This window comes from Nocardia sp. NPDC049707 (assembly GCF_040674855.1).
In the GTDB taxonomy this organism is placed as follows: domain Bacteria; phylum Actinomycetota; class Actinomycetes; order Mycobacteriales; family Mycobacteriaceae; genus Nocardia.
Genome location: NZ_JBFANN010000051.1, coordinates 25,633 through 49,935, shown reverse-complemented (window position 1 = coordinate 49,935; position 24,303 = coordinate 25,633). Strand labels below are relative to the sequence as shown.

25 protein-coding genes are annotated in these 24,303 nt (G+C 64.6%); 12 read left to right on the top strand and 13 right to left on the bottom strand.

The genetic code is table 11. The features are described 5' to 3' along the window. Positions 1-188: 188 nt before the first annotated feature. The 5 genes from AB0J29_RS31800 (at position 189) to AB0J29_RS31780 (ending at position 4,216) form a co-directional block, all read left to right on the top strand. The gene (locus AB0J29_RS31800; protein WP_364794200.1) at positions 189-914 is read left to right on the top strand and encodes a hypothetical protein; all 726 of its coding nucleotides are present in this window, start codon (positions 189-191) and stop codon (positions 912-914) included. A 171-nt stretch (positions 915-1,085) separates the two neighbouring features. Further along, the gene (locus AB0J29_RS31795; protein WP_364794198.1) at positions 1,086-1,691 is read left to right on the top strand and encodes a TetR/AcrR family transcriptional regulator; all 606 of its coding nucleotides are present in this window, start codon (positions 1,086-1,088) and stop codon (positions 1,689-1,691) included. A 127-nt stretch (positions 1,692-1,818) separates the two neighbouring features. Beyond that, positions 1,819-2,970, top strand: coding sequence for an acetyl-CoA C-acetyltransferase (locus AB0J29_RS31790; protein WP_364794213.1), 1,152 nt, complete (start codon positions 1,819-1,821; stop codon positions 2,968-2,970). Positions 2,971-3,152: 182 nt separating this feature from the next. Next, positions 3,153-3,590, top strand: a complete 438-nt coding sequence (locus tag AB0J29_RS31785; RefSeq protein WP_364794196.1) for a hypothetical protein — start codon at positions 3,153-3,155, stop codon at positions 3,588-3,590. A gap of 98 nt (positions 3,591-3,688) precedes the next feature. Continuing rightward, positions 3,689-4,216 carry a CAP family protein gene (locus tag AB0J29_RS31780; protein ID WP_364794194.1) on the top strand — a complete coding sequence of 176 codons (528 nt, stop codon included), beginning with the start codon at positions 3,689-3,691 and terminating at the stop codon, positions 4,214-4,216. A 120-nt stretch (positions 4,217-4,336) separates the two neighbouring features. Here the strand turns inward: AB0J29_RS31780 and AB0J29_RS31775 are convergent, their stop codons facing one another. From AB0J29_RS31775 to AB0J29_RS31760, 4 genes are read right to left on the bottom strand one after another with little or no spacing between them, the layout of a single operon-like run. After that, positions 4,337-5,416, bottom strand: coding sequence for a nitronate monooxygenase (locus AB0J29_RS31775; protein WP_364794192.1), 1,080 nt, complete (start codon positions 5,414-5,416; stop codon positions 4,337-4,339). After that, the gene (locus AB0J29_RS31770) at positions 5,413-6,222 is read right to left on the bottom strand and encodes a CoA-transferase (RefSeq protein ID WP_364794190.1); all 810 of its coding nucleotides are present in this window, start codon (positions 6,220-6,222) and stop codon (positions 5,413-5,415) included. Before AB0J29_RS31770 ends, AB0J29_RS31775 begins: the two co-directional genes overlap by 4 nt. Continuing rightward, the gene (locus AB0J29_RS31765) at positions 6,219-7,103 is read right to left on the bottom strand and encodes a CoA-transferase (RefSeq protein ID WP_364794188.1); all 885 of its coding nucleotides are present in this window, start codon (positions 7,101-7,103) and stop codon (positions 6,219-6,221) included. The genes AB0J29_RS31770 and AB0J29_RS31765 overlap by 4 nt, the downstream gene beginning before the upstream one ends. Continuing rightward, positions 7,103-7,876: an enoyl-CoA hydratase family protein gene (locus tag AB0J29_RS31760; protein ID WP_364794186.1), complete on the bottom strand. Its 774-nt coding sequence runs from the start codon at positions 7,874-7,876 to the stop codon at positions 7,103-7,105. Before AB0J29_RS31760 ends, AB0J29_RS31765 begins: the two co-directional genes overlap by 1 nt. Positions 7,877-7,995: 119 nt before the next feature. On the opposite strand from AB0J29_RS31760, the gene AB0J29_RS31755 reads away from it, so the two are divergent. The 3 genes from AB0J29_RS31755 (at position 7,996) to AB0J29_RS31745 (ending at position 10,303) form a co-directional block, all read left to right on the top strand. Further along, entirely contained in the window at positions 7,996-8,793 is a 798-nt protein-coding gene (locus tag AB0J29_RS31755; RefSeq protein WP_364794184.1) for an SDR family oxidoreductase, read from the top strand. Between the two features lie 36 nt (positions 8,794-8,829). Then, positions 8,830-9,741: an SDR family oxidoreductase gene (locus tag AB0J29_RS31750; protein ID WP_364794182.1), complete on the top strand. Its 912-nt coding sequence runs from the start codon at positions 8,830-8,832 to the stop codon at positions 9,739-9,741. Between the two features lie 169 nt (positions 9,742-9,910). After that, entirely contained in the window at positions 9,911-10,303 is a 393-nt protein-coding gene (locus AB0J29_RS31745) for a hypothetical protein (RefSeq protein ID WP_364794180.1), read from the top strand. Positions 10,304-10,607: 304 nt separating this feature from the next. Here the strand turns inward: AB0J29_RS31745 and AB0J29_RS31740 are convergent, their stop codons facing one another. Both AB0J29_RS31740 and AB0J29_RS31735 read right to left on the bottom strand, forming a co-directional pair. Then, the gene (locus AB0J29_RS31740) at positions 10,608-11,024 is read right to left on the bottom strand and encodes a helix-turn-helix domain-containing protein (RefSeq protein WP_011207048.1); all 417 of its coding nucleotides are present in this window, start codon (positions 11,022-11,024) and stop codon (positions 10,608-10,610) included. 362 nt (positions 11,025-11,386) lie between these two features. Further along, the gene (locus tag AB0J29_RS31735; protein WP_364794178.1) at positions 11,387-12,550 is read right to left on the bottom strand and encodes a steroid 3-ketoacyl-CoA thiolase; all 1,164 of its coding nucleotides are present in this window, start codon (positions 12,548-12,550) and stop codon (positions 11,387-11,389) included. Between the two features lie 141 nt (positions 12,551-12,691). On the opposite strand from AB0J29_RS31735, the gene AB0J29_RS31730 reads away from it, so the two are divergent. After that, the gene (locus AB0J29_RS31730) at positions 12,692-13,957 is read left to right on the top strand and encodes a cytochrome P450 (RefSeq protein WP_364794176.1); all 1,266 of its coding nucleotides are present in this window, start codon (positions 12,692-12,694) and stop codon (positions 13,955-13,957) included. Positions 13,958-14,095: 138 nt separating this feature from the next. Here the strand turns inward: AB0J29_RS31730 and AB0J29_RS31725 are convergent, their stop codons facing one another. From AB0J29_RS31725 to AB0J29_RS31705, 5 genes are read right to left on the bottom strand one after another with little or no spacing between them, the layout of a single operon-like run. After that, positions 14,096-14,512: a nuclear transport factor 2 family protein gene (locus tag AB0J29_RS31725; RefSeq protein WP_364794174.1), complete on the bottom strand. Its 417-nt coding sequence runs from the start codon at positions 14,510-14,512 to the stop codon at positions 14,096-14,098. Beyond that, positions 14,509-15,399, bottom strand: coding sequence for a TIGR03619 family F420-dependent LLM class oxidoreductase (locus AB0J29_RS31720; RefSeq protein WP_364794211.1), 891 nt, complete (start codon positions 15,397-15,399; stop codon positions 14,509-14,511). The genes AB0J29_RS31725 and AB0J29_RS31720 overlap by 4 nt, the downstream gene beginning before the upstream one ends. A gap of 8 nt (positions 15,400-15,407) precedes the next feature. Further along, positions 15,408-16,577: a thiolase domain-containing protein gene (locus tag AB0J29_RS31715; protein ID WP_364794172.1), complete on the bottom strand. Its 1,170-nt coding sequence runs from the start codon at positions 16,575-16,577 to the stop codon at positions 15,408-15,410. Next, positions 16,574-17,635 carry a thiolase domain-containing protein gene (locus AB0J29_RS31710; RefSeq protein ID WP_364794170.1) on the bottom strand — a complete coding sequence of 354 codons (1,062 nt, stop codon included), beginning with the start codon at positions 17,633-17,635 and terminating at the stop codon, positions 16,574-16,576. Before AB0J29_RS31710 ends, AB0J29_RS31715 begins: the two co-directional genes overlap by 4 nt. Before the next feature lie 9 nt (positions 17,636-17,644). Further along, positions 17,645-18,607, bottom strand: coding sequence for an OB-fold domain-containing protein (locus AB0J29_RS31705; RefSeq protein WP_364794168.1), 963 nt, complete (start codon positions 18,605-18,607; stop codon positions 17,645-17,647). A gap of 115 nt (positions 18,608-18,722) precedes the next feature. Here AB0J29_RS31705 and AB0J29_RS31700 point away from each other — a divergent pair, with 115 nt between their 5' ends. Together AB0J29_RS31700 and AB0J29_RS31695 are read left to right on the top strand one after the other, a co-directional pair. Beyond that, the gene (locus AB0J29_RS31700; RefSeq protein WP_364794166.1) at positions 18,723-19,760 is read left to right on the top strand and encodes an LLM class F420-dependent oxidoreductase; all 1,038 of its coding nucleotides are present in this window, start codon (positions 18,723-18,725) and stop codon (positions 19,758-19,760) included. A gap of 22 nt (positions 19,761-19,782) precedes the next feature. Next, positions 19,783-21,333, top strand: a complete 1,551-nt coding sequence (locus tag AB0J29_RS31695; protein WP_364794164.1) for an acyl-CoA synthetase — start codon at positions 19,783-19,785, stop codon at positions 21,331-21,333. 456 nt (positions 21,334-21,789) lie between these two features. Here the strand turns inward: AB0J29_RS31695 and AB0J29_RS31690 are convergent, their stop codons facing one another. Further along, the gene (locus AB0J29_RS31690; protein ID WP_364794162.1) at positions 21,790-22,794 is read right to left on the bottom strand and encodes a sigma-70 family RNA polymerase sigma factor; all 1,005 of its coding nucleotides are present in this window, start codon (positions 22,792-22,794) and stop codon (positions 21,790-21,792) included. 183 nt (positions 22,795-22,977) lie between these two features. Here AB0J29_RS31690 and AB0J29_RS31685 point away from each other — a divergent pair, with 183 nt between their 5' ends. Continuing rightward, entirely contained in the window at positions 22,978-23,394 is a 417-nt protein-coding gene (locus tag AB0J29_RS31685) for a VOC family protein (protein ID WP_364794160.1), read from the top strand. 5 nt (positions 23,395-23,399) lie between these two features. Here the strand turns inward: AB0J29_RS31685 and AB0J29_RS31680 are convergent, their stop codons facing one another. Beyond that, positions 23,400-24,227: an acyl-CoA thioesterase domain-containing protein gene (locus AB0J29_RS31680; protein ID WP_364794158.1), complete on the bottom strand. Its 828-nt coding sequence runs from the start codon at positions 24,225-24,227 to the stop codon at positions 23,400-23,402. Positions 24,228-24,303: the final 76 nt, after the last annotated feature.

The following is a 24,303-nucleotide window of genomic DNA, read 5'->3' as shown; positions in this document are numbered from 1 at the left end:
TGTGCGAAGGACGACCGCTACCCGCGCCGTTCGATGACATGGAGACCGCCGTAGTCGCGAGTCTCGACGGCTCGGACGCGAGACTGAAGGGGGCCGCGAACCCGCCGCGGCCACGCGGCCAAAAACACAGCACAGGTGTGCCATGCTGGGAGTGGTCGAATCCCGCACTCCCGTAAGGGGCGATGGCTATGGGGCTGGATCGCCCACATGCCCGCGAACAACTGGAACTCGAGTTGGTGCGCGAAGTCGTGCTGGCCAGGCGACGGATGGACAGCATGGTGCTCGCGGCGCTCACCCTCGGTGCCGAACTCATGGACCACACGTCCGAGCGCGTGACCGCGACGCGGGCCACGCAGATTCTCGAGCAATACGCGATCGATGAGACCGAGGTCGCCCGCGATCCGCGTGGCGCGTTGCGCGCCGATATGGCACGCGATCACGAACGCGCCTGCCGCATTGGGCTGGAGGTCGAATCGGGATCCGAACAGGAACGTCGACGGCGACAGCAGACGGCGGTGCTGTGTGAGGTGCGCGCGGATCTGCTCGACGTTATTCGCAAATGCCGCAAATTCCGCTTCGATCGCGTGACATTCGCCGACGAGATCGCCCAAGGCCTGTGCGCGGCTACCGACAAGCTCGTCGTCGGCGCGGATATGGATACCTATCGAGCCTGGCAGCGCGGCATGATCCTCAAACTCATCGAGGAGCCGGTCCCGTTCGGTCCACCGCGCGTCATGGCCACCGTCGACGCGGGCCCGGATCGCGGCCCGCTGACCGTCGAATGGGACAGCTGTGAACGCCGACTCGCGCTGGTAGCGCGGATGGCGCGGGCGGGAATTTCCCCGGTTGTCATCTGCGACCGACTGCTCGCGGACCTATCGGTCTCCTCGCCCCTACGCTTTTCGATGCGCTGAGACATTCCGATCGACTGATTTCGTGAGTACATGGGTAACTCGTCGGGGACGGGCTAACGGAACTCCATGAGTACCGGTGGTCGCCAACGCTGATCTCATGGCACCCGAGTCTGGCGCCTAAAGGCCCGGGGAGGCGGAGGAGCCTAGCCCAAGCAAATGCTTGGTTGTATTATGAGTCGCGTGACCGCACCAGACGCCTCGAAATCAGCACGGCGCAATGAATTGCTCGCACTGGCGGCCCAACTGTTCGCCGAGCGTGGACTGCGTGCGACGACCGTGCGGGATATTGCCGATGCGGCCGGGATTCTTTCGGGGAGCCTGTATCACCACTTCGACTCCAAGGAGTCGATGGTCGACGAGATTCTGCGTGGCTTCCTCGACGATCTGTTCGGGCGATACCGGGAGATCGTGGCCGCCGGGATCAGTTCGCGAGATACCTTGGAGGCCTTGGTGATCGCGTCCTACGAATCCTTCGACCGCTCGCATGCCGCGGTGGCGATCTACCAGGCCGAGGCCAAGCGCCTGCGCGATTCGGAGCGGTTCACCTATATCGCGGACTACAACCGCGAATTCCGCGAGCTGTGGCACCGGGTGTTGATCAATGGCGTCGAGGACGGCAGCTTCCGGCCGGAACTCGACGTCGAATTGGCCTACCGGTTCCTCAGGGACACGGTGTGGGTTGCCGTGCGGTGGTACGAGCCCGGCGGCTCGATCACCGTCGAGAACCTCGCCAAGCAGTACCTGACCATCGTGCTCGATGGCCTCACCGTGCCATAGCCATACCGGCGGTCGCGGGCCCGGTGTGGCTACGCGAGCTGCCGCCTCCGGGCCTGGCGTGCCCGCCGGGCATCACCAAGTAGGAGTTCTCATGTCAGCACCATCCGCTCGCCGCCCCTACGCCCCGCTGCGGGATGCCTTTGTGATCGACGCGGTGCGCACGCCGGTCGGCAAGCGCAATGGCGCGCTGGCTGCCGTGCATCCGGCCGATCTCGGCGCGGCCGCACTGCGTGGGCTGCTGGACCGCAACCCGATCGACCCGGCGATGGTCGATGACGTGATCGTCGGCTGTGTCGACAATATCGGTCCGCAGGCCGGCAATATCGGCCGCACCATGTGGCTGGCCGCCGGTTATCCGGAGGAAGTTCCCGGCGTCACCGTCGACCGGCAGTGCGGATCCTCCCAGCAGGCCATCAATTTCGGCGCACAGGCGATTATGAGTGGCACCGCCGAGGTGATCGTCGCGGGTGGTGTGCAGAACATGAGCGCCATCCCGATCTCGGCGGCCATGTTGGCGGGCAAGGAATATGGCTTCGACTCGCCGTTCGTCGGTGCGCAGGGCTGGGACCATCGCTATGGCACCGCCGAGGTTTCGCAGTTCAACGGTGCGCAGCTGATCGCCGATAAGTGGCAGATCAGCCGAGAAGAGATGGAGCGCTGGGCATTGCGCAGCCATGAGCGCGCCCGCGATGCCATCAAGAACGGCCGCTTCGACGGCGAAATCGTGCCGGTCGGCGACTTCTGGATCGACCAGTGCCCGCGTGAGACCTCGCTCGAGAAGATGGCGTCGCTGCCGGTGCTCGCCGAGGGCGGCACACTGACCGCCGCGGTCGCCAGCCAGATCTCCGACGGCGCGAGCGCAACCCTGCTCGCCTCCGAATGGGCCGTCGAGGAATACCGATTGCGCCCGCGCGCTCGCATTCACCACGTCAGCGCCCGTGGCGCCGACCCGATCATGATGCTCACCGGCCCGATTCCGGTCACCAAGTGGGCGTTGGAGAAGACCGGTCTGACCATCGACGATATCGATGTCGTCGAGATCAACGAGGCCTTCGCCCCGGTTGTGCTCGCCTGGCTGCGGGAGATCGGCGCCGATCCGGAGAAGGTGAACGTCAATGGCGGCGCGATCGCCCTCGGTCACCCGCTCGGCGCCACCGGCGCAAAGCTTTTCGCCACCCTGCTCAATGAACTGGAACGCCGCAACGGCCGCTACGGCCTGCTCACCATCTGCGAGGGCGGCGGCACGGCCAACGCGACGATCATCGAACGTCTCAGCTGAGAGCCCTTCGTCAAGTCCGGCTGGGTAACCAAAGGCCGCCTCCTGGAAGCGATTCCAGGGAGCGGCCTTTCGGCGTATCGCGAGGACCAGATCGCGGTCCGGTGGTCGCGGTGGCCGATCGAGTTTATCGCGGCTGCGGCGTGGGTAACCGGCGCCGAAGCCCTCCGAGAGGAAATATCGCCTTGCGAATGCTCCTGCGCCCCTTGGCTATCGGCACGCTTGCCGCATGCGCCCTGCTCTCCGTCGCGGCCCCCGCGGGCGCCCAGAAGGCCGCCGACTTCGAAGACGCCCGAGTCGAAGTGTCGCCCGGATGCGTCGGCACGGTCCGGGCCGAGGTAGCCGTCACTCCGCTGCCGACCAATGTCAACGGCGTCGGTATCGCGATATTGTTCCGAGCGGACCGCCAGGACCCGGCCTGTGCGGTGACCGCAACGGTGTCCTGGCGCAATATCGATTCCGGAGCCAGCGGATCCGAGGATGTCACTGTGCCGTCGGTGCCCGAGCCGGGCGGTCGCTTCAACACCGATCACGGTTACGGTCGTGCCCTGGCTGACACCGGCCCGGGCACTGTGGTCGTCACCATCACCACGAATCCGGGTGAGATCAGCGTCACCGTCTGACGACGACCCTGCTCGCGCTCACCGCCGCGATCTGGCACAACAATGTGCGATTCGGATCGACTCGCCTCATCCGAACCGACTCTTCGTAGGAGACAGCTGTGCGTTCTATTTGGTTCCTGTCACTTGGTGCCGCACTCGTGCTCGGCATTATTGCGCCCAGTGCGACCGCCTCCGCGGAGCCTGGCGATGGCTGTGGTGGTGCGACTTTCGCGCAGGACATGGTCGCGGCGCACAACAAGTTCCGAGCTGAGCACGGTTCGCCCCCGCTCACGTTGGATCAGAGACTGAGCGGGGTTGCCCAGGATTATGCGAACAGGTTGGCCAGCTCGGGGACCTTCAAGCATTCCGGCGGCCCGTACGGCGAGAATCTGTACATGGCGGAGGGGATGGAGGTCACGGGCGCGACAGCGGTCGAAGACTGGTACGCCGAGATCAAGGACTACAACGTCAGCAAACCCGGGTTCAGCGACAAGACCGGACACTTCACACAGGTGGTGTGGAAAGGCAGCAAGCAACTCGGGGTCGGCATTGCATGCAACGGTTCGAAGACCTATGTCGTGGCGAATTACGACCCGCCGGGCAACTATGAAGGCAAGTTTCCCCAGAACGTGCTTTCTGCACGCTGACAACGCTGATCAGTACCTTCACGAAATCCGCGCCAGTGCCCAGGTGGCAGACGACAAGAACACCAAAGGCCGCTCTCTGGAAGCGATTCCAGAGGGGCGGCCTTTCGGGTTCGCTTCCGATCAGGACTCGTTGGGGGTTGCCGCGGTGAGCGCCGCGATGGTGTCGATCCGCGCGACGGCATCGGCGACGATGCGGTCGATGAGTTCTTTACAGGTGGGCAGGTCGTCGATGATGCCGGTGACCTGGCCCGCCGCGAGTACGCCCGCCTGGGTATTGCCCTCGACGAGTCCGGCGCGCAGCAGCATCGGGGTATTGGCCGCCATGACGACCTGAGACCAGCTGAGGTCCTTGGCTTTTCGCATGGCCAGTCCGTCGCGGACCATGGTCGACCACTTCATCCCGGTCATACCCTTGAATTTCGTCGCATTCGAGACGGCGGCGACCAGACCCCGCCAGCGCCCCGAATGTTCCAGGCGATCGACGAGTTCGGTATTCAGCACCCGGTGCGGCATGCCGTCGACCTTGAGCGAGACCACGGTGTCCTGCAGCTGCCGCTTCAGGTACTCCTGCTTGACCGCGTCGGGCACGGTGCTCTCCTTGGTCAACAGGAAGCGCGTACCCATCGCGACACCCGCCGCGCCATAGGCCAATGCGGCCGCCAGACCACGTCCGTCGAAGAATCCGCCCGCCGCGACAACCGGGATATCGACCGCATCCAGCACCGACGGCAGCAGCAGTGTGGTCGCCACCGGACCGGTATGCCCACCGCCCTCGCCGCCCTGCACGATCACCGCATCGGCACCCCAGGACGCGACCTTCACCGCGTGCTTGGCCGCGCCGATCGACGGAATCACCACCACACCGGCATCTTTCAGCTTGGCGATGAGTTCCTGCTTGGGTGCCAACGCAAACGACGCGACGGCCACCTTTTCGCGGATCAGCAGATCGATCCGCTCGGGCGCATCCATGGCATCCGCGCGGATATTCACCCCGAACGGCTTGTCGGTGTGCGCCTTGGTCTTCGCAATCGCGGCTTCCAATTCGGCGAATGTCATGGTGGCCGAGGCCAGAATCCCGAGTCCGCCCGCCTCGGCGGTCGCCGACACCAGACTCGGCCCGGCCACCCAACCCATACCGGTCTGCACGATCGGATGTTCGATACCGACCAGTTCGGTCAGCGGCGTCCGCAGCACGGTCATGATGGCACCTCCGATTCCCGAACCTTCTTGGGATCGAGCACATCCCGGATCAATCGCAGTTCTTCCGAGGTCGGCAGCCGGGTCTGGCCCGCCTCGGCCAGTTCGGCGATCTCGAACGAGGTGTTCTCGGCGACCTCGTCAACGGTGACGCCGGGATGCAGACTGCGCGCCCGCATCGTGTGATCGGGTCCCTCGAAATCGAAGACGCCCAGATTGGTGACCACCCGGTGCAGGTGATGGAACCGATACGCCGGATTGGCCGGATCGACCTTGTCATAGCCGACGCCGGAGACGATATCGACCTGCTCGACGAACACCCGGCGGGTATGCCGCGAAACCCAGTAGCTGGTCGGGTGATTGATGGTGTTGCCCGGCGCGCCGCGCACACCGAACATCTGTCGGGTCGGCTGCCGCAACGGACCGAATGCCGACAGATTCTGATTGCCGAACCGATCGAGCTGGTTGGCCCCCATCACCACATGGCGCCGACCGGAGGCGACCACATCGAACACCCTCCGGAACGGAATCCACCCTTCGATCGGCGCCTTAGCGCCAAAGGGGGGAGTGTCGGCGAACAACAGTGCCTCGCCATCGGAGAGCAGTAGATCCGGTTCGGTGGTCAACTTGGCCAACCGCGCACCGATGATCGTCATCGGCGACATCGGCGAGGCCATGATTTCCCCAGCGCCGCTGAAGATCTCGGCGCAGGCGAGCGCACAGATCTCGGCCCTGGTGACAGTTTCGGTCGAGGGCTCGGCCGTTGCCCGACCGCCACCCACCACGGAATCGCTACGCGATGATGTCATTTCTGCACCTCCTGTGCGAACTCGCGAACGGCGGCCTGATATTCGTCTTCGGAAACCGCCAAATACTTGTCGACGAACTGCTGCCAGGACTCCGGCGTCTTGGCCGACTCCACGTAGTGCCTCTGGAACTTCTCGTCGCGGCCGTAGCTATCGGCGGCCAGGGTGAAGTGCGCGCCGCCGGGTGCCTCGACCACACCGTCGACCAGCATTCGGTTGAGCAATAGCGACTGCAGTGGAACGGCTTTCACCAGTTCCTCGGTCTCCACCACGCGCTCCACCGATACGTAGCGACGCTCGGCGGCCAGGCAGTACAGGTCGTCGAAGTACGGATCGACACCCGTGTAGGCGGCATTGCCATGTTTGTCGCCGATATTCACATGTACAAGCGCCGCATCGAGATTCAGTGCGGGCATGGCGATCAGCGTCTCGGTTCGTCCGTCGCCGTCCGGATACGGCGATGCGACGGTCTTCAGCTCACCATCCCAGAAATTCACGACATCGGATCCGAGTCCGGCGCGGATCGGCAGGAACGGCAGACGCGCGGCCGCCGCCTCCAGTCCGCACTTCAGCATGCCCTCGTCCATCTCCCGCGCCACCAATGCGCCGGTGGTGCGCGCCTTGGCGAACCACGGATCGTAGAACGGCGGCGAATCCAGCGAGACGAAGCCGTAATACGCCTTGCGCACCTTGCCCGCCGAACACAGCAGACCGAGATCCGGTCCGCCGTAGCTGACCACGGTCAGATCGGTGATATCCGAGCGCAGGATGGCCCGCACCAGCGCCATCGGCTTGCGCCGCGAGCCCCAGCCGCCGATGCCGATGGTCATCCCGCTGCGCAGTTCGCCGACGACCTCGTCGAGCGACATTCGCTTGTCCCGCATCAGTTTTCCTTGCTTTCTTCCTTGCGCGCGGCCAGATCGTCGTCGAACCGCGCGCGGATCTCATCCGCGACACCGGCCAGATTCAGTTCGAAGGTGAAGCCCTGTTCGTAGCGGTAACTGCGGTGCACGTCCTGCACATCGATGCCATTGAGTGCCCGCTTGGCCGCCCGGATCACCCGGCTGTCCTTGGCCGCGATGTTCTTGGCGACTTCCAGTGCGGCGGCGTCGAGTTCCGCGCGCGGCACCACCTGGTACACCGAACCGAAGTGCTGCAACTGCTGTGCGGTGATGGTGCTCGCGGTATAGAACAGCGCGCGCATCAGATGCTGCGGCACCAGCCGGGACAGATGGGTGGCCGCACCGAGTGCACCGCGGTCTACCTCGGGAAGTCCGAAAGTCGCGTCATCCGAGGCGATTACGACATCGGCATTGCCGACCAGGCCGATGCCGCCGCCGAGGCAGAAGCCCTGCACCGCCGCGATCACCGGAACCGGGCAGTCGTAGACGGCCGCGAAGGCCTCGAAGCAGCCGTGATTCGCGTCGATCAGCGCCTGATGACCCGGGGTGCGCTGCATCTCCTTGATGTCGACACCGGCATTGAAGCCGCGGTTCTCGGCGCGCAACACCACCACTTTGGTTTCCGGATCGCGCCCGGCCGCGCGGATCTCATCCGCGAGCGTGAACCAGCCGTCGGACGGTATGGCGTTGACCGGCGGGTAGTCGACCGTGACCACAGTGATGCCGGTTGATTCGGTGTGACGGTTGATCCCCATCGCATGTCCCATCGTGTGTGCCGAGGTGCCGCTCAAACCTCAGCGCTGATCGTTTCGAGCGACCCGCGAGCAGTCGCTGTGCATTGGCAAAGCAAGCAGTTGCTTGGTAGGTTAGCACGGTGGCACTCGAAATAGACCTCACCGGCAATGTCGTCCTGGTTACCGGCGGCGTGCGCGGGGTGGGTGCGGGCGTCAGCAGGGCCTTCCTGGCCGCGGGCGCGACCGTGGTGGCCTGCGCGCGACGCCCCGGTGACGAGCCGGTGCGGCACGCGGGACGGGCGATCGAATACCTGCCCTGCGATGTACGCGATGCTGAGGCGGTGCAGGGGTTGGTCGACACGATCGTCGCGCGGCACGGCCGCCTCGATCACCTGATCAACAATGCGGGCGGTGCGCCGTTCGCCCTCGCCGCCGATGCCAGCAAGAATTTCCACAGCAAGATCGTCGAACTGAATCTGCTTGCGCCCCTGCTGGTCTCGCAGGCCGCCAATGCGGTGATGCAGCGGCAGCCGGGAGGCGGCTCCATTGTGATGGTGTCCAGCGTGAGCGGTCACCGACCGTCGCCGGGTACCGCCGCCTACGGCGCGGCCAAGGCAGGCGTCGATAGCCTGACCTCCTCGCTCGCCGTCGAATGGGCGCCGAAGGTTCGGGTGAATTCGCTGGTCGTTGGCCCGGTTGTCACCGAACTGAGCGAACTGCACTACGGCGACCAAGACGGTATCGACGCCGTCGGCGCGACCATCCCGCTCGGTCGGATGGCCTGCCCAGAGGACATCGGCCGCTGCGCCGCGTTCCTGACCTCATCCCTGGCCGCCTATGTCAGTGGCGCGACGCTGCTGGTGCACGGCGGCGGTGAGCGTCCGGCATTCCTGGCGGCGTCGAATGCGAATCTCGGCGACCAGACCGCTCAGGCCTGAGCAATCGAACCGAAAACGAAAAGGACACAACAGGTTATGGACACCGAGCAGATCTGCGCGGGGCGCATTGTCATCGTCACCGGCGCCGGCCGAGGTATCGGCCGGGCGCATGCGCTCGCCTTCGCCGCCGCCGGAGCCCGCGTGGTCGTCAATGATCTCGGCTCCGCGTTGAACGGCGCGGCGACCAGCGAGACGCCCGCCGAACAGGTCGTCGCCGAGATCAAGGCGCTCGGCGGCGAGGCCGTGGCCAATGGCGACGACATCGCGGACTGGGATGGCGCCCGCAATCTCATCCGCCAGGCCGTCGATACCTTCGGTGGCCTGGACGTGCTGGTCAACAATGCCGGTTTCGTGCGCGACCGGATGCTGGTGAACCTGGGTGAGGACGAGTGGGATGCGGTGATCCGGGTCCATCTCAAGGGCCACTTCGCGACCATGCGCCACGCGATCGAGTACTGGCGGGGCGAGTCCAAGGCGGGTCGCCCGGTCGATGCCCGCATCATCAATACGAGTTCCGGCGCGGGCCTGCAGGGCAGCGTCGGCCAGAGCAATTACGGTGCGGCCAAGGCGGGTATCGCAGGTTTGACCATCACCGCGGCTGCCGAATTCGCGCGCTATGGCGTCACTGTCAACGCCATCGCCCCCGCTGCCCGCACGCGCATGACCGAAACCGTCTTCGCCGAGACCATGACTGCCCCCGAGGATGGCTTCGACGCCATGGCGCCCGAGAATGTCTCGCCGATCGTCGTCTGGCTCGGCAGTCCGCAATCCGCGGCCGTCACCGGACGAATGTTCGAGGTCGAGGGTGGCAGGGTCGCACTGGCCGACGGCTGGCGCCACGGCACCGCTGTGGACCGCGGCGCCCGCTGGAATCCGGCCGAACTCGGCCCGGTGGTCGCCGATCTGATCGCCAAGTCCGTTGCGCCGGAAGCGGTGTACGGCGCGTGAGCGCCGACAGATCTGCCGAATAATCGTGCCGAGCGGCTGTTATCAGGCCGCTCGGCGATTGCTTGACCCGCCATAGATCGGTACTTCCGTACCATATGGTGACGGCAACGCGGCATCGACATACGTACTGGTCTGCCCCGTTTTTGCGCCGTTCGGCACGGTCTGGATCGTGGTGGAGTTGTGGGTGCGCGCGCGAATTCTGTTGCGGCAGACCAAGGTTCTGCACCGCCTCATCGTCGGCCGGTTTCCGGAGGTGGTCGCCCACGGCCAGCCGGGTACCTTCACGCAGCTCGAGGCATCCGATCAGGTCGCGCAGATCACGGATGCGCTGTATCTGCAATCCGGCGGCGGCGTCGAATTGGTTGCCGCGGGTCCGCCTCCGCCACTGGTATCGGCGCGCGCCGACCGAGTTGCGCAGTGGGCGCGAAACCCATTGGGCGATGTAGTAGTCGACGCGCGGTGGATTGCTCCGCCGGAGGGCATTAGTCCCCGCGGTTGGGTCCATGCGATCGCCCGTGCCTACGAAGCGGATGCCGGAGCCGCTGTCCAGAATAACGAGTAACACCAAAAGCGATCGGTCCGAGGCATTCTGAAGGACTCGCTCCGGGTATTCAGAATGGTTGACATAGCAAGGAATCCGGCAGGTCCTATGGCCATGCCGGATTCCATGTGTCTACCGACGTATCCGCACAACTGATTTCGTCACAACCCGGTGACTGAAGCGCGCTTCTTTCGCAACCCTGCACTCGTCGCCAAGCCCACATTTTATGGATGACGCCGGTGGTGATGGAGTCGATAACATCCATACCCATGACGCAGTACGGTGCGACCCTTGGGGGTCGCACCGTACTGCGCTGTGGGAGAACCTATTCGGTACCGTCCGGAGGAATTTCGGGCAGGCCCTCGCTTGCCCGCAACTTCTCCGCCATGGAGGTGAGGAGGTTCTGTGATTCTTCGGACAGGTCGAACGCCCTACTCGACAACCGTCGCAGCCCGTAGCCCTGCAGCTGGGACAGCAACTCCAGATCGTGATCGATCTTGGCGGCATAGATGTCGTTGAAGAAGTAGTCCGGTTTGACCTTGAAGAACTTGGCCAGTGCAGCCACCGTTTCGTCTGACGGGTTGGTCCGCTGTCCCGACCGCAACTGCGAGAGGTACGGTTTCGAGATCGGATGCCCGGAGGCTGTCAGCGCAGCCGCAACCTCCGCGTTGGTGTGCGGCTTGCGCCCCGGGGGATGCACGGTTTCGAACAGCTTGTTCAGCCGCGCCGCGAAATCAGCCATTGTGAGCCGCCCAATTCCCTTCGCTGTACTAACAGTCGTTATCTCGGATACGTATCATTGATATTAGCGGCTCAGTAACTGAAAACCTACGCCTGATTCGGGATTTCCTTGAAGCTTCTAGGTGTCGCCCCGGGGAAGGCGCTGTGATGGTGGCGTTTGCGGGTCACGCCAACGGCTCTTGAGAAAACGTGGTGTGAACCGGTTCTGGCCCGTCGCGAGGGTCTTGCCCGTCGAGTCCATGATAGCGAAAAGGTAGCTGTTCGGTCATCCATACACCTGAGCTGGTCTTTGTGTGGCGTACGACACGTTTTCGGCTCGTGGGCATGAACGTTCAACCTATGAGGCAGAATTGGTTGAAACTGCTACAACCTCTCGATGATGGTGCCTGTCGCCAATGCGCCACCTGCACACATGAGTACCATCGCGGTGCTGCCGCCGGAACGCTCGAGTTCATGCAAAGCCGTTGTGATGAGCCGAGATCCGGTTGAGCCAACGGGATGTCCGAGGGCAATCGCACCACCGTTTACATTTACGCGATCCATGTCCGGCTTGTGTACAGAAGCCCATGAAAGTGCAACTGCCGCAAAGGCTTCATTGATCTCGAACAGGTCGATATCACCGATATTCATTCCGGACCGTTCGAGCAGTCGGGTGCATGCCTGCACCGGACCGTCGAGATGGAACTCGGGCTCCGCGCCGACGAGTACCTGGCTCACGATCCGGGCGCGAGGGCGCAAACCCGCTCGCTGTGCGGCCTTTTCGTCCATCAGCAATACCGCTGCCGCGCCATCGGAGATCTGCGATGAGGTCCCCGCGGTATGGATTCCGCCCTCCATTACCGGCTTCAGCTTGGCCAGCCCCTCGGGCGTGGTGTCGCGCAGGCCCTGGTCCCTTGTTACGTCCAGCTTTTCGCCGGTGAGCTTGCCTTCCTTGTCGACGGCGGGCGCCGCCACGGTGAGCACCTCGCGGTCGAAGCGTCCCTCGGCCCAAGCCTGGGCCGCCAACCGCTGCGAGCGGACGCCGAGTTCGTCGAGATCATCGCGAGTGAGGCCGCGCCGCTTGGCAACACGCTCGGCCGCCTCGAACTGATTCGGCAGATCGATATTCCAGGAAGCCGGGCGGCGCGGGCCCGCGTTCTCGCCGACATTGGCGCCCAAGGGAACTCGGCTCATTGCCTCCACGCCACAGGCCATGCCGATATCGATGGCGCCGGTTGCGATCAGTCCGGCGATCAGGTGGTTGGCCTGCTGCGCCGATCCGCACTGCGCGTCGATGGTGGTGGCGCCGACCTGCCACGGCAGCCCGGCGTGCAGCCAGGCGACGCGGGTCACGTTATTGGACTGCTCGCCGGCCTGGGTGACGCAGCCGCCGATGACCTGCTCGACCGATGTGGGATCCAGATGCGCCCTCTCGAGCAGTCCGCGCTGGGCGAGGCCGAGCAGTTCGGTGGCGTGCAGTCCGGCGAGCCAGCCGCCGCGCTTGCCGATGGGGGTGCGAGCGGCCTCGACGATGACGGGTGTGCCCATGTTCAACCTTTCGTCTGGGACAGGAAACTGAAACGTGTGTTCACGCATGTGCGGACAGAATCAGTCCAGTTCTTCCCTCATTATGCAGCCTATGCTTGAATAATTGTAGAACGTGTTTCAGTTTGTCGAAGGAAGCATCTGGTGGTAGACCAGCGCAATGCCCGGCCGAACCTGCGGGATGGGTTCGATGTCACGGACCCGGACATTTATGCCGAGCGTGTTCCGGTCGAGGAGTACGCCGAACTGCGCCGTACCGCACCGATTTGGTGGAATCCACAGCCCGCCGAGGTCGGGGGCTTCCATGACGACGGCTTCTGGGTGGTGAGCAAGCATGCCGACGTCAAGGAGGTGTCGCGGCGCAGCGATGTGTTCTCCACCTTCGAGAACACCGCGATCCCGCGCTTCAATGACGACATCACCCGCGAGCAGATCGAACTGCAGCGTTTCGTGCTGTTGAACATGGACGCACCTCAGCACACCAAACTGCGCAAGATCATCTCCCGCGGCTTCACCCCGCGCGTGATCAACGGTCTGCGTGCCGAACTCGAGACCAGGGCCGAAACCATCGTGAAGGCGGCGGTGCAGAACGGCTCCGGCGACTTCGTCACTCAGGTGGCCTCCGAACTGCCGCTGCAGGCGATCGCCGAGCTGATCGGCATTCCGCAGGAGGACCGCGGGAAGGTCTTCACCTGGTCCAACGATATGACCGGCTACGACGATCCGGAGAGCACGGCCGATCCGGCCTCCGCCTCCGCCGAGGTGCTCGGCTACGCCTATCAGATGGCCGCGGCGCGAAAGGAATGCCCGGCCGACGATATCGTGACCAAACTGATCGAAGCGGATGTCGACGGCGATGAGCTGACTCCGGAGGAGTTCGGTTTCTTCGTGATCATACTGGCCGTCGCGGGCAATGAGACGACCCGCAATGCGATCACCCATGGCATGGCGGCCTTCCTGGAGCATCCGGACCAGTGGGAGCTGTTCAAGAACGAGCGTCCGGCCACCGCCGCCGACGAGATCATCCGCTGGGCCACCCCGGTCACCTCGTTCCAGCGGACCGCGCTGGAGGACACCGAACTCGGCGGCGTGCAGATCAAGAAGGGGCAGCGGGTGGTCATGCTGTACCGCTCGGCCAACTTCGACGAGGACGTCTTCGAGAACCCGGAGCAGTTCGACATCATGCGAAAGGACAACCAGCACTTGTCCTTCGGCGGTACCGGCGCACACTTCTGCATCGGTGCGAATCTGGCGCGGATGGAGGTCGATCTGATCTTCAACGCCATTGCCGACGCCATGCCCGATATCACCAAGCTCGGTGATCCCAAGCGGCTGCGTTCCGGCTGGCTCAACGGGGTCAAGGAATTCCAGGTCGACTACAAGACCTCGGGCTGCCCGGTCGCGCACTGAAATGCGGGGGATCCAGGCTTGGTGTCGGCAGTCTCGGTCCCCCGGCTTCGGTGACAGACAAGGGCCCTCGTACCGGTGTGTCCAAAGCCGGTGCGAGGGCCCTTGTTGCGGCTGCCCCCGGAGGGGAGGGGCAGCCGCTCAGATGCTCGGTTTCGCCGTCGCCATGGCGCGGTCGACCTCCCAAAAGGCCCGCAGCGCAGCGATTTTGCCCGATTCGTCGACCTTGTAGGTGAAGACGCCCTCGGCATCGATCTGGTGTCCGCCCATCGTGGTGCGGATCAGGCCGGTGAAGGCGATCTCGTTACCGCAGGCGAAGGAATCCTCGAACAGGAACTCGATCGAATCGGTCTTCGCGATCGCCATATCCCAAAAGGCCGCGATGGCCTCCTTACCGCGATGGCCCTTGCCATCCGGATCGAAACCCGAAGGGCCGACGGGATCTTCGACAATGCCGTCCGTTGCGAACAGCTCGAGCCAGGCCTGCTTGTCCTTGGCCCGCACCGCGGCCTGCGACGCGAGTCCGGCGGCTCGTGCTGGATGTTCGGAATTACTCATACGCGTGCCTTCGCGACGATGGGTTCCTCGATATTCTTCGCGGCGAAGCGGCGCAGTGACTCCTGTTTGGCCGCCAGCTCACCATCGAAGCCGATACCGTCGGCCAGCCACGGGACCACGATCGCATCGGTCACCCCGGCATCGGCCAGATCCTGATATCCGGAGCGGCCGAACTTGTCGATGCACACCGCCTGGATTTCGAAAGGTGCGCTCTCCCTGCCGAATTCGGCGCGCAGCGTAGTGAGCTTGCCAATGGTGGCGCACAGTTCGTCGTAGGTCATCATGGCTGAGGTCCAGCCGTCACCGATCTTGGCTGCCCGGCGCAGTGCGGGCGCGGTGTGGCCGCCGATGTAGAACGGCACCGGTTCGCTCGGCGCCGGGCTGATCTGCAGCGGTTCGAAATCGAAGAATTTCCCGTGGTACTCGACCATGCCGCCGCCGAGTACCAGTTTGATGACCTCGATCATCTCGTCGACCCGTGCGCCGCGATCGGCGTAGGGCACCCCGCACCATTCGAATTCCTCGGGCGCCCAGCCGATTCCGACACCGAACCCGAACCGGTTGCCCGACAGGTTGGCGACGGAGCCCACCTGACGCGCAAGCAGCAGCGGATTGCGTGAACCGAGCTTGAGCACGTTGGTGTAGAAGCGAATTCGGCTGGTCACCGCGGCCATGGCGGTCGCACCGATGAGCGGGTCGACCCATGGCGTCTCCGGGCCCCAGAAGCGGCTGCCGTCGGTGGTATAGGGATACTTCGCCGCCGCCGACTTCATATAGAACAGCGAATCGGGTAGCGCGATCGACGAAAATCCGCACTCCTCAGCGGTTTTCGCCAATTCCGGCAGCTGCTCGAGCGGGCTCAGCGCGATGCCGATGGTGAACTTCAGCGGGGTCATCAACTGGGCTGCTCCGAGCCGACCACCCACATCGAGAAGTACTGCGACCCACCACCATACGCGTGCCCGAGCGCCTTCTTGGCATTCGCGACCTGGTAGTCCCCGGCCCGGCCCATGACCTGTTTGGCGGCCTCGGCGAATCGGATGAGCCCGGAAGCGCCGATCGGATTCGAGGAGAGCACGCCACCGGACGGATTGACCGGCAGGGTGCCGCCGATCTCGGTCTCGCCCTTGTCGGTGAGCTTCCAACCGTCGCCCTGCGGGACGAAGCCCAGGTTCTCCAGCCACATCGGCTCGAACCAGGAGAACGGCACGTAGATCTCGGCGACGTCGATCTCGTTGAGCGGGTCGGTGATTCCGGCGGCGTGCCACAGCGCGGCCGCGGCATCCTGTCCGGCCTGCGGATTGACCTGATCGCGTCCGGCGAAGGTGGTCGGTTCGGTGCGCATGGCGGTGCCGTGCACCCACGCGACCTTCTTACCGGTGGCCTCGACGGCCTTCGCGGCCTCCTCGTCACCGATCACCAGCGCGCACGCACCGTCCGAGGACGGGCAGGTCTCGTCGAATCGGATCGGATCCCACAGCATTTGGGAGGAGAGCACCTTCTCCAGCGTGATATCGGGCTGATGCAGATGTGCCAACGGATTCTTCGCGCCGTTGCGGCGATCCTTTACCGCCACCATCGCGCCGATATGGCCCGGTGCGTTCGCGCGGCGGATGTAGGACCGCACATGCGGGGCGAAGTAGCCGCCCGCACCCGCGCCAACGGGCATGGTGAAGGGCACCGGAAACGACAACGCCCACATGGCATTCGATTCCGACTGCTTCTCCCAGGCAATGGCGAGCACACGCTTGTGCACCCCGGCCTGCACCAGATTGGCGGCGACGATACCCGTGGAGCCGCCGACGGATCCGGCGGTATGCACGCGGAGCAGCGGTTTTCCGGTGGCGCCCAACGCATCCGCCAGATACAGCTCGGGCATCATGACGCCCTCGAAGAAGTCCGGCGCCTTACCGACCACCACCGCATCGATATCGGCGATGGTGAGTCCGGCATCGACGAGCGCGCGATCGATGGCCTCGCGACACATGCCCGCCATGGACACATCGGTTCGTTTCGTCACGTGATGGGTTTGTCCGGTGCCGAGCACCGCAGCGGGAAAATTCATCGGCTCGCCTCCGAATCCAAAACGGTCACCAGGTTCTGCTGCAACGCCGGACCGCTGCTGGCATGAGCGAGCGCGCGATTCGCGGTGCCCGCGATAATCGCCTCGGCCGCGAAGCCGATGCGCTCCAGACCCGCCGCGAACATCGGATTCCCGGCAAGTGCGCCGCCCGACGGGTTCACCTTGGTCTCGGGTCGCAGGCCGATAGCCTCGGCGAGGATCAGCTGCTGATGGCTGAACTGCGCATGCAATTCGGCGATATCGACGCCGCTGGTATCGCCGCCGGTAACCGACTGTGCCGCAGCCGAAGTCGACGGGGAGACGGTCAGATCGCGGGCGCCGAGGTTGGGGGTGTCCACCCGATGCGCTATACCGGTGATCCAGGCGGGGCGCTCGCACAGTTCGCGCGCTCGGTCGCCGACCGCGAGCACAATCGCCGCCGCGCCATCGGTGACCGGTGCGACATCGTGCGCGCGCAGCGGATCGGCGACATACGGTGTGGCGAGCAGACTTTCGATGTCACCGGAAGCACCGGCGGCCACCGCCGCCATATCGCGCTCGGTCCAGCGTCCGGCATCCAGTCCGGCCTGTGCCTGCAAACCGGCGATGGACAGTGCGTCCGGCCACAGCGGCGTCACCAGATACGGATCGAGTTGCATGGTCAGAACCTGGCGCAGCGTACCCGCGGAGGACTTGCCGAAGCCGTACACCAGCGCCGTCTGCGCCTGGCCGGAGCGGAGCTTGACGAATGCCTCGTAGAGCGCCCACGCGGCGTCCATTTCGAGATGTGATTCGTTGATCGGCGGCACCGCGCCGATGGCGTCGACCGCCGAGATGAACGAGAATGCGCGGCCCGCAAGGTAATCCGAAGAACCGGAGCACCAGAAGTCGATGTCGGACTTGGTAATGCCCAGTCGGGCGTAGAGCTGCTGGAAGATAGGCACCAGCATCTCGACACCATTGGTGGTGCCGAAGGTCTCCGGCACATGCGGTGCGTGGGCGAAGCCCACAACCGCGATGTCGCAAGCGGCGGGGTGGGTAGGCAGAGCGTTGTTCGTCAACGTGGCCTCTCAGAGGTGGTGCTTATAGGTCTCGTAGTCGGCATCCGGCTCGCCGGTGGGTCGGAAGTGGTCCACATTGCTGAGCCCGAAGCCCCACTCCTCGCGTGGCTTCCACACCGCCTCCACTCGCATGCCCATCCGCACCTCGCTCGCCTCGCAGCCGAGCACCAGGTGCAGCACCGGGATATCGGCGCCGTCGAGCAGCACATAGGCCGCGACGTACGGCGGCTTGATCCGCTGGCCGAGGAACGGCACATTCACGATGCAGAAGGTGGTGACTATGCCGCGGTCGGGCAGCTCGACGATTTCGTCGGTCGGACGGCCGTTGGTCGGATTGGCGCCGCGCGGCGGGAAGTACACCTTGCCCGCGGCATCCGTGCGTCCGCCGAGCAACTTGCCCTCGGCCAGACCGCGCAGGTAGACGGTCTCCTGCGGCGATGCGCTGTGTATGTAGTGCAGGTCGACCGGGGTGGTGATCACCTCGATCGGCTCACCGTCCGCGCTGGGTTCCGCCGGTGCGGTGGAGGTCTCGCCCGGTTCGAAGCAGGCGATGTCTTTGATGCTGCCGATCGTCTCGTCGGCCCAGCGCGCGACCACGCGTAGTCCGGTGTGGATGTCCTCGGGCGCGGTGACATCGACCGCGTGCAGCAGTGTGGTGTCCGCGCCGTCGAGCTTGATCAAGGCCCAGGCGAACGGGCGGTCGAACGGCTGGCCGGGCAGCGGCTCGCGCACGAAGGTCCACGACTGGACGGTGCCGGTATCGGCCACATCGACGAATTCGGTCAGCGGCGCGGAGGTGACCGGATCGTATTCCGGCGGCGGCACCAGTACCCGCCCGTCCGACCCGCGCATGCCGACGATCTTGCGGGCGCGCAGCTTGGTCAGGAAGGTGCCGATGATCGGTCCGACCGATCGTGTGTAGTCGAATTGCACCCGCAGGGGTGCGCTGAGTACATCGGGGCCGGTGTTCAAATCCGACCCTCTCTCATCCGTAATTATGCCGGATGCCGTATTCCCCTGAGTCACGATATCGAGTAGAACAGGTTCTTATTCTGGTGGCAAGAAGTCGTGTGGAAAGAGGTCGGCCATGAAGTTCGGATTGCAACTCGGCTACTGGATGGCGCAGCCGCCACAGAATGCCGGTGAGTTGGTGGTCGCCGCCGAGGCGGCCGGGTTCGACGCGGTCTTCGCCGCCGAATCCTGGGGGTCGGATGCCTTCGGACCGCTGATGTGGTGGGGCTCGTCGACGAATCGGGTGCGGCTGGGCACCTCGGTGGTGCAGATGTCGGCGCGCACCCCCGCCGCGACGGCGATGCATGCGCTGACGCTCGACCATCTCAGCGGTGGCCGGGCCATCCTCGGGCTCGGCGTTTCCGGACCGCAGGTGGTCGAGGGCTGGTACGGGCAGCCGTTCGCCAAGCCGCTACAGCGCACCAGGGAGTACGTCGGCATCATTCGCCGCATCCTGGAGCGGCAGGCGCCGGTCACCAATGACGGGCCGCAGTACCCGCTGCCCTACACCGGACCGGGATCGACCGGACTCGGCAAGCCGCTCAAGCCGATCGTGCACCCGCTACGAGCGGATATGCCGATCTGGCTGGGTGCGGAGGGGCCCAAGAATGTGGCACTGACCGCCGAGATCGCCGATGGCTGGCTGGCGATCTACTACGCGCCGCGGCTGGCCGGGATGTACAACGACTGGCTCGATGAGGGCTTCGCCAGGGCCGGCGCGCGGCGTTCGCGGGACGATTTCGAGATCGCCGCGAGCTGTCAGGTGGTGATCACCGACGATCCCAAGAGCGAGTTGGAGCGGATGCGCTGGATCATGGCGCTCTACATCGGTGGCATGGGCGCACCGGAGCTGAATTTCCACGCGCAGGTCTACCGGCGCATGGGATATGAGCGCGAGGTCGACGAGATCGGCAGGCTGTTCCAATCCGGGAAGAAGGCCGAGGCCGCCGCCATGGTGCCGGATGAGCTGATTGTGGATACCGCGATCATCGGCGACGAGGAGCAGGTCCGTAAGCAACTCGGGGTCTGGGAAGCCGCGGGTGTCACCGAGATGCTGGTGTCGGTTCCAGATATCGAGCAACTGCATCGGCTCGCACCCCTTGTACAGATGTAGAACACGTTCTAGATTCGTAGGGATGACGCAGGACTCAGTAGAAATTCTCGGTCTCTGGAACATCGCGAACACGGAACCCGATCGGATCGCACTGGTGGATCCATCCGGCCGCGAAGTGACCTATCGCGAATTGGCCACGCTCGCAAACCGTTACGGCATCGGACTACGGTCGCTCGGCCTGCAGCCCGGCGACGTGCTGGTCACCATGGTGCACAACTGCGTCGAGGCGGTGGCCGCCTACTTCGCGGCCTATCAGGCCGGGCTGTACATCGTCGCGGTGAACTGGCATCTGACCGGCCCGGAGGTCGCCTACATCCTCGCCGACAGCGAGGCCAAGGCATTCATCGCCAGCGACCGGTTCGCCGCTGCCGCGATCGCCGCCGCCGATGAGGCCGGACTGCCCGCCACCGCGCGCTTCGCGGTCGGCGAGATCGAAGGCTTCAAGCCGGTGTCGTGGCTGGGGGCGGCCGATACCGGTCGGCCCGATAACCGGACGACCGGTGCGCCGATGCTCTACACCTCCGGAACTACGGGGCGGCCCAAGGGCGTTCGGCGTCCACTCACCGGCACCGACCCGGATGTCGTACCGGTGTATTCGTCCGCGTTCTTCGGTCTGTTCGAACTGAAGCCCTATGACGATAACGTGCACATCTGCGGTTCGCCGCTGTATCACACGGCCGTGCTGAACTTCGCGACTATCTCTATTCAGTTGGGGCACAAGCTCGTTCTGATGGATCGCTGGGACGCCGAGGAGATGCTGCGGCTCATCGACAAGTATCGGGTGACCCACAGCCATATGGTGCCGACCCAGTTCCACCGGCTGCTCGCGCTGCCGGCGGAGGTGCGCGCCGAGTACGACGTGTCATCGCTGCGCAGCATGGTGCACGGCGCGGCCCCGTGCCCCGCCGAAACCAAGCGACGGATGCTGGAGTGGTGGGGGCCGACGGTCACCGAGTACTACGCGGCGACCGAAGGGGGCGGCACGGTCATCAATGGCACCGACTGGCTGAAGAAGCCGGGCTCGGTGGGCAAGGCCTGGCCGTGGTCGGTCATCAAGGTGCTCAGCGAGGAGGACGGCTCCGAGCTGCCCGTCGGGGAGCCGGGTCTGGTCTATATGAAGATGGGCGCGTCCAGCTTCGAATACCACCACGCCAAGGAGAAGACCGAAGAGTCAAGAGTCGGCGACCTTTTCACGGTCGGCGATATCGGTCACCTCGATGAGGACGGCTACCTCTACCTGCACGACCGCCGCTCCGACCTGATCCTGTCCGGCGGTGTGAACATCTACCCGGCCGAAATCGAGAACGTCCTGACCACCCACCCCAAGGTCGAAGATGTCGCGGTCTTCGGTCTACCCCACCCGGATTGGGGCCAAGAGGTCAAGGCCGTAGTCCAGCCCGTCGCCGGTGTCGAAGGCAATGCCGACCTCACCGCCGAACTACTGGCCTACGCCGCAACCCAATTGGCCAAATACAAAATGCCCCGCTCGATCGACTACGTCGATGAACTCCCCCGCGACCCCAACGGCAAACTCTACAAGCGCAAACTTCGCGACCGCTACATCCCAGCGTAGGGAGTGTCTGTCGCATGTCCAGTGCCTATCCCGCAGAGGGTACGCGTTCTGCGCGATAGCGCTGGTTGTGCGCCATGGTCACAGACTATGCGGGACAGCCGCGCGTGTCCTCTGGTTCGACGAGGCCCGCTGGATCGATCTGCTCGTCCCCAGGTCCGGTCCGAGCGTCAACTGGTCTGCCCTACCTTGCCGTAGTCACTTGTGCCGCAAACGTTTTCGCGCGCCACGCATGGTTTTTGCCCCGAGAATTCATGCGTGCCACGCGAATTCGTGCGCCGCACCGGAATCAGCGGCCATCTACCGGCCTGGCCTCACTTGGGTAGCGGTTGGCTGTGGCTATCCATCCGTTGGCTTGCCGGTCTGCTTGTCCGGTTCGCCCGCCTCTGCCTCGGCCCAGCCGCCCCTGCTCAGCTCACTCTCTCCGGTACCCTGCCGCTCACCCATGGACGACCAACCTCACGCAACCGATTCGCGCAGCTCCGGTGCCAAACCAAAAAGCGGGAACAGCTTTTCGATGTCGAGGAAGAAGTTGAGTCCGGTGATTGCGTCGCCGTCGAGTTCGAGCACCGTGATGGACCAGGGGAGCCAGACGCCGGGTTCGGTTTCGCTCGGTTTGTAGTGGCCGAACGCGGGGAGGCCGTTGGCGCCTTGCAGACGGATCATGCGGGAATCGCGGCAGCCCTTGCCGTGGCCGAGCATGAAGGCGGCCACGTTCTCGGGGCCCGAGACCCAGAGTTCGAGCGGCGGCATGGACAGTGCCACATCGGTTTTCAGCAGGGTCGTGAGGGTGTCCATATCGTAGGCCTCGAAGGCCTTCACGAAATCGTCGACGAGTTTGCGCTGGTCGCTATCGGTTTCGTCGTAGGTGTCGGTGGCTGTGGGCTGCACCTTCGACATGGTGGCTCTGGCGCGTTGCAGTGCGCTGTTCACCGAGGCGGAGGACATGGTGAGCGCCTCGGCCGTCTCGCTGGCCGAGAACCGCAGCACCTCGCGCATGATCAGGATGGCGCGTTGGGTCGCGGGCAGATGTTGACAGGCCGCGACAAATGCCAGCCGCAGTGTGTCCTTGACCGAGGCATGCTCGGCCGGATCCGATCCGAAGGCCAGTGCGTTCGGGATCGGTTCGATCCAAACGTAATCCGGCTGCGGTATGGGCATCGGCGAATCCGGCCGCGACGGACCGGACAGATCCATCGGCCTGGCCCGGCGCTGTGGGCCGTCGAGCATATCGAGACAGACGTTCGTGGTGATCTTGTACAGCCAGGACCGTAGGCTGGCGCGCCCCTCGAACGAGCCATAGGACTTCCATGCGCGCGTGAAGGTTTCCTGCACCGCATCCTCCGCTTCGAAGGAGGAGCCGAGCATGCGATAGGCGTACGCACACAGCTCTCGCCGATGTCCTTCGAAGGACTCGAGGACATCCGGGGTGAGGCCGACAGTGGAGCCGGACGAGTCGTTCATGGGTGTCACCCTGCCACAGCCCACCGACACATTCGAGCACAAAAAGCCACCTACCTGCGGAATCAAGATCATCTCGGCCTGGTGTGGGTTTGCATCCGGTCACGCAACGCCCGCGAGCGATGAGTTCAGCGCGTTCATTCCGTCTCTACAGAGAAACCGCCGAAGACGACGTAAGGACCCCGCATGCCCAGCAAGATGATCTTCATCAATCTTCCGGTCGCAGACCTGGGCCGGTCCAAGAACTTCTACGCGGCCATCGGCTGGAAGGTGAACCAGGACTTCACCGATGACAATTCCGCCTGCATCGTCATCGACGACAATATCTGCGCCATGCTGCTGACCAAGGATTTCTTCACGACCTTCAGCAAGCGTCCGATCGCCGACACGGTCGCGACCAGCGGTGGCGCCTATGCGTTATCCCTGGCCAGCGCCCACGAAGTCGACGTACTCACCAACGCGGCACTGGCCGCCGGCGGCACCGAGGAAATCAACGAGGACCGCAGGGCCCAGGAGGCCCAGGTCGGGATGTTCGGCCGCACCTTCATCGATCCCGACGGCCACCAATGGGAGCCGTTCTGGATGGACTATCCCGGCACCTGAGGGCGTCAGCGAATGCCGGCTCGCTCCAGTGGATCGCCATCGGCGAAGTCGACCTGCCGGGCGGCATTGGCCAGTGCGGTCACCACACAGGTGCCGAAGGATCCGTGCCGATCGAACAAGGTCGCACTGCCGACGGCGATGCCATCGGCGCTGATATGGCTGTCGGCCTCGACCCCGATCTCCAACCCGATGAGCGGGCGCGCCAGCGCCAGGGTGAGATCGGCATTGATGAAACCGATTCCGGTGGTACCCCAGTTGGTCATGAGGCTGGTCGACTCGCCGATCATCGCCACACCGGCGAACGCCGAAGGCGGCTCACCCTCGACCACCGAGAGTGGGGCCTGCCATATGCGCTTGCGTGCGCTGTTCTGATGATCGCCGATTCTGGGCGACCAGCCGTCGAGACCATCGTCGCTGCTCCACAGCGGCGCTGTCGGTCCGTCCGCGACCGGAACCGGCGGCGGCTGTGGGGATTGCGCGCGCGTCCACCGCTCGCCCGGCGGCTGCGCCGATCGCTTCAGGAAGACCGCGCTGGCGCGGGCCACGTCCATACCATCCTGCATCAGGGCGGCATCGGCGACCCGAATCCGCTTGCCGTCGCGCACCAACTCGGTCACCACCGTCACCGGCTTTTTCAAGGTGGGCCGGAACAGGTCGACGGTCAGTCGGGCGGGCGAGAAGCCATCCGCGCAGTGCTGTTGCTCCAGCGCCCTGGCCAACAGTCCGCAGATCGCGGGCCCATTGACCATATTCGGCGACCAATGGCTCGCTGCGAACGGCAGCGGCTCGAACCCGTTGTCGGTTGCCGCGAAAAACGCATAGGGCGTTGCCAATTCGATCTCCAATCGCCGCCGAACCAACGGCAAATGGGCAAGGACTGCCGCGTTGCTCGGCAGCCCTTGCCGATGT

Excerpts from the sequence above, each read along its gene's own strand:
- AB0J29_RS31800 (WP_364794200.1), top strand. The coding sequence starts at position 189 with ATGGGGCTGGATCGCCCACATGCCCGCGAACAACTGGAACTCGAGTTG.
- AB0J29_RS31795 (WP_364794198.1), top strand. The coding sequence starts at position 1,086 with ATGAGTCGCGTGACCGCACCAGACGCCTCGAAATCAGCACGGCGCAAT.
- AB0J29_RS31775 (WP_364794192.1), bottom strand. The coding sequence starts at position 5,416 with ATGACCGTGCTGCGGACGCCGCTGACCGAACTGGTCGGTATCGAACAT.
- AB0J29_RS31770 (WP_364794190.1), bottom strand. The coding sequence starts at position 6,222 with ATGACATCATCGCGTAGCGATTCCGTGGTGGGTGGCGGTCGGGCAACG.
- AB0J29_RS31765 (WP_364794188.1), bottom strand. The coding sequence starts at position 7,103 with ATGCGGGACAAGCGAATGTCGCTCGACGAGGTCGTCGGCGAACTGCGC.
- AB0J29_RS31760 (WP_364794186.1), bottom strand. The coding sequence starts at position 7,876 with ATGGGGATCAACCGTCACACCGAATCAACCGGCATCACTGTGGTCACG.
- AB0J29_RS31750 (WP_364794182.1), top strand. The coding sequence starts at position 8,830 with ATGGACACCGAGCAGATCTGCGCGGGGCGCATTGTCATCGTCACCGGC.
- AB0J29_RS31740 (WP_011207048.1), bottom strand. The coding sequence starts at position 11,024 with ATGGCTGATTTCGCGGCGCGGCTGAACAAGCTGTTCGAAACCGTGCAT.
- AB0J29_RS31735 (WP_364794178.1), bottom strand. The coding sequence starts at position 12,550 with ATGGGCACACCCGTCATCGTCGAGGCCGCTCGCACCCCCATCGGCAAG.
- AB0J29_RS31725 (WP_364794174.1), bottom strand. The coding sequence starts at position 14,512 with ATGAGTAATTCCGAACATCCAGCACGAGCCGCCGGACTCGCGTCGCAG.
- AB0J29_RS31715 (WP_364794172.1), bottom strand. The coding sequence starts at position 16,577 with ATGAATTTTCCCGCTGCGGTGCTCGGCACCGGACAAACCCATCACGTG.
- AB0J29_RS31700 (WP_364794166.1), top strand. The coding sequence starts at position 18,723 with ATGAAGTTCGGATTGCAACTCGGCTACTGGATGGCGCAGCCGCCACAG.
- AB0J29_RS31695 (WP_364794164.1), top strand. The coding sequence starts at position 19,783 with ATGACGCAGGACTCAGTAGAAATTCTCGGTCTCTGGAACATCGCGAAC.
- AB0J29_RS31690 (WP_364794162.1), bottom strand. The coding sequence starts at position 22,794 with ATGAACGACTCGTCCGGCTCCACTGTCGGCCTCACCCCGGATGTCCTC.
- AB0J29_RS31685 (WP_364794160.1), top strand. The coding sequence starts at position 22,978 with ATGCCCAGCAAGATGATCTTCATCAATCTTCCGGTCGCAGACCTGGGC.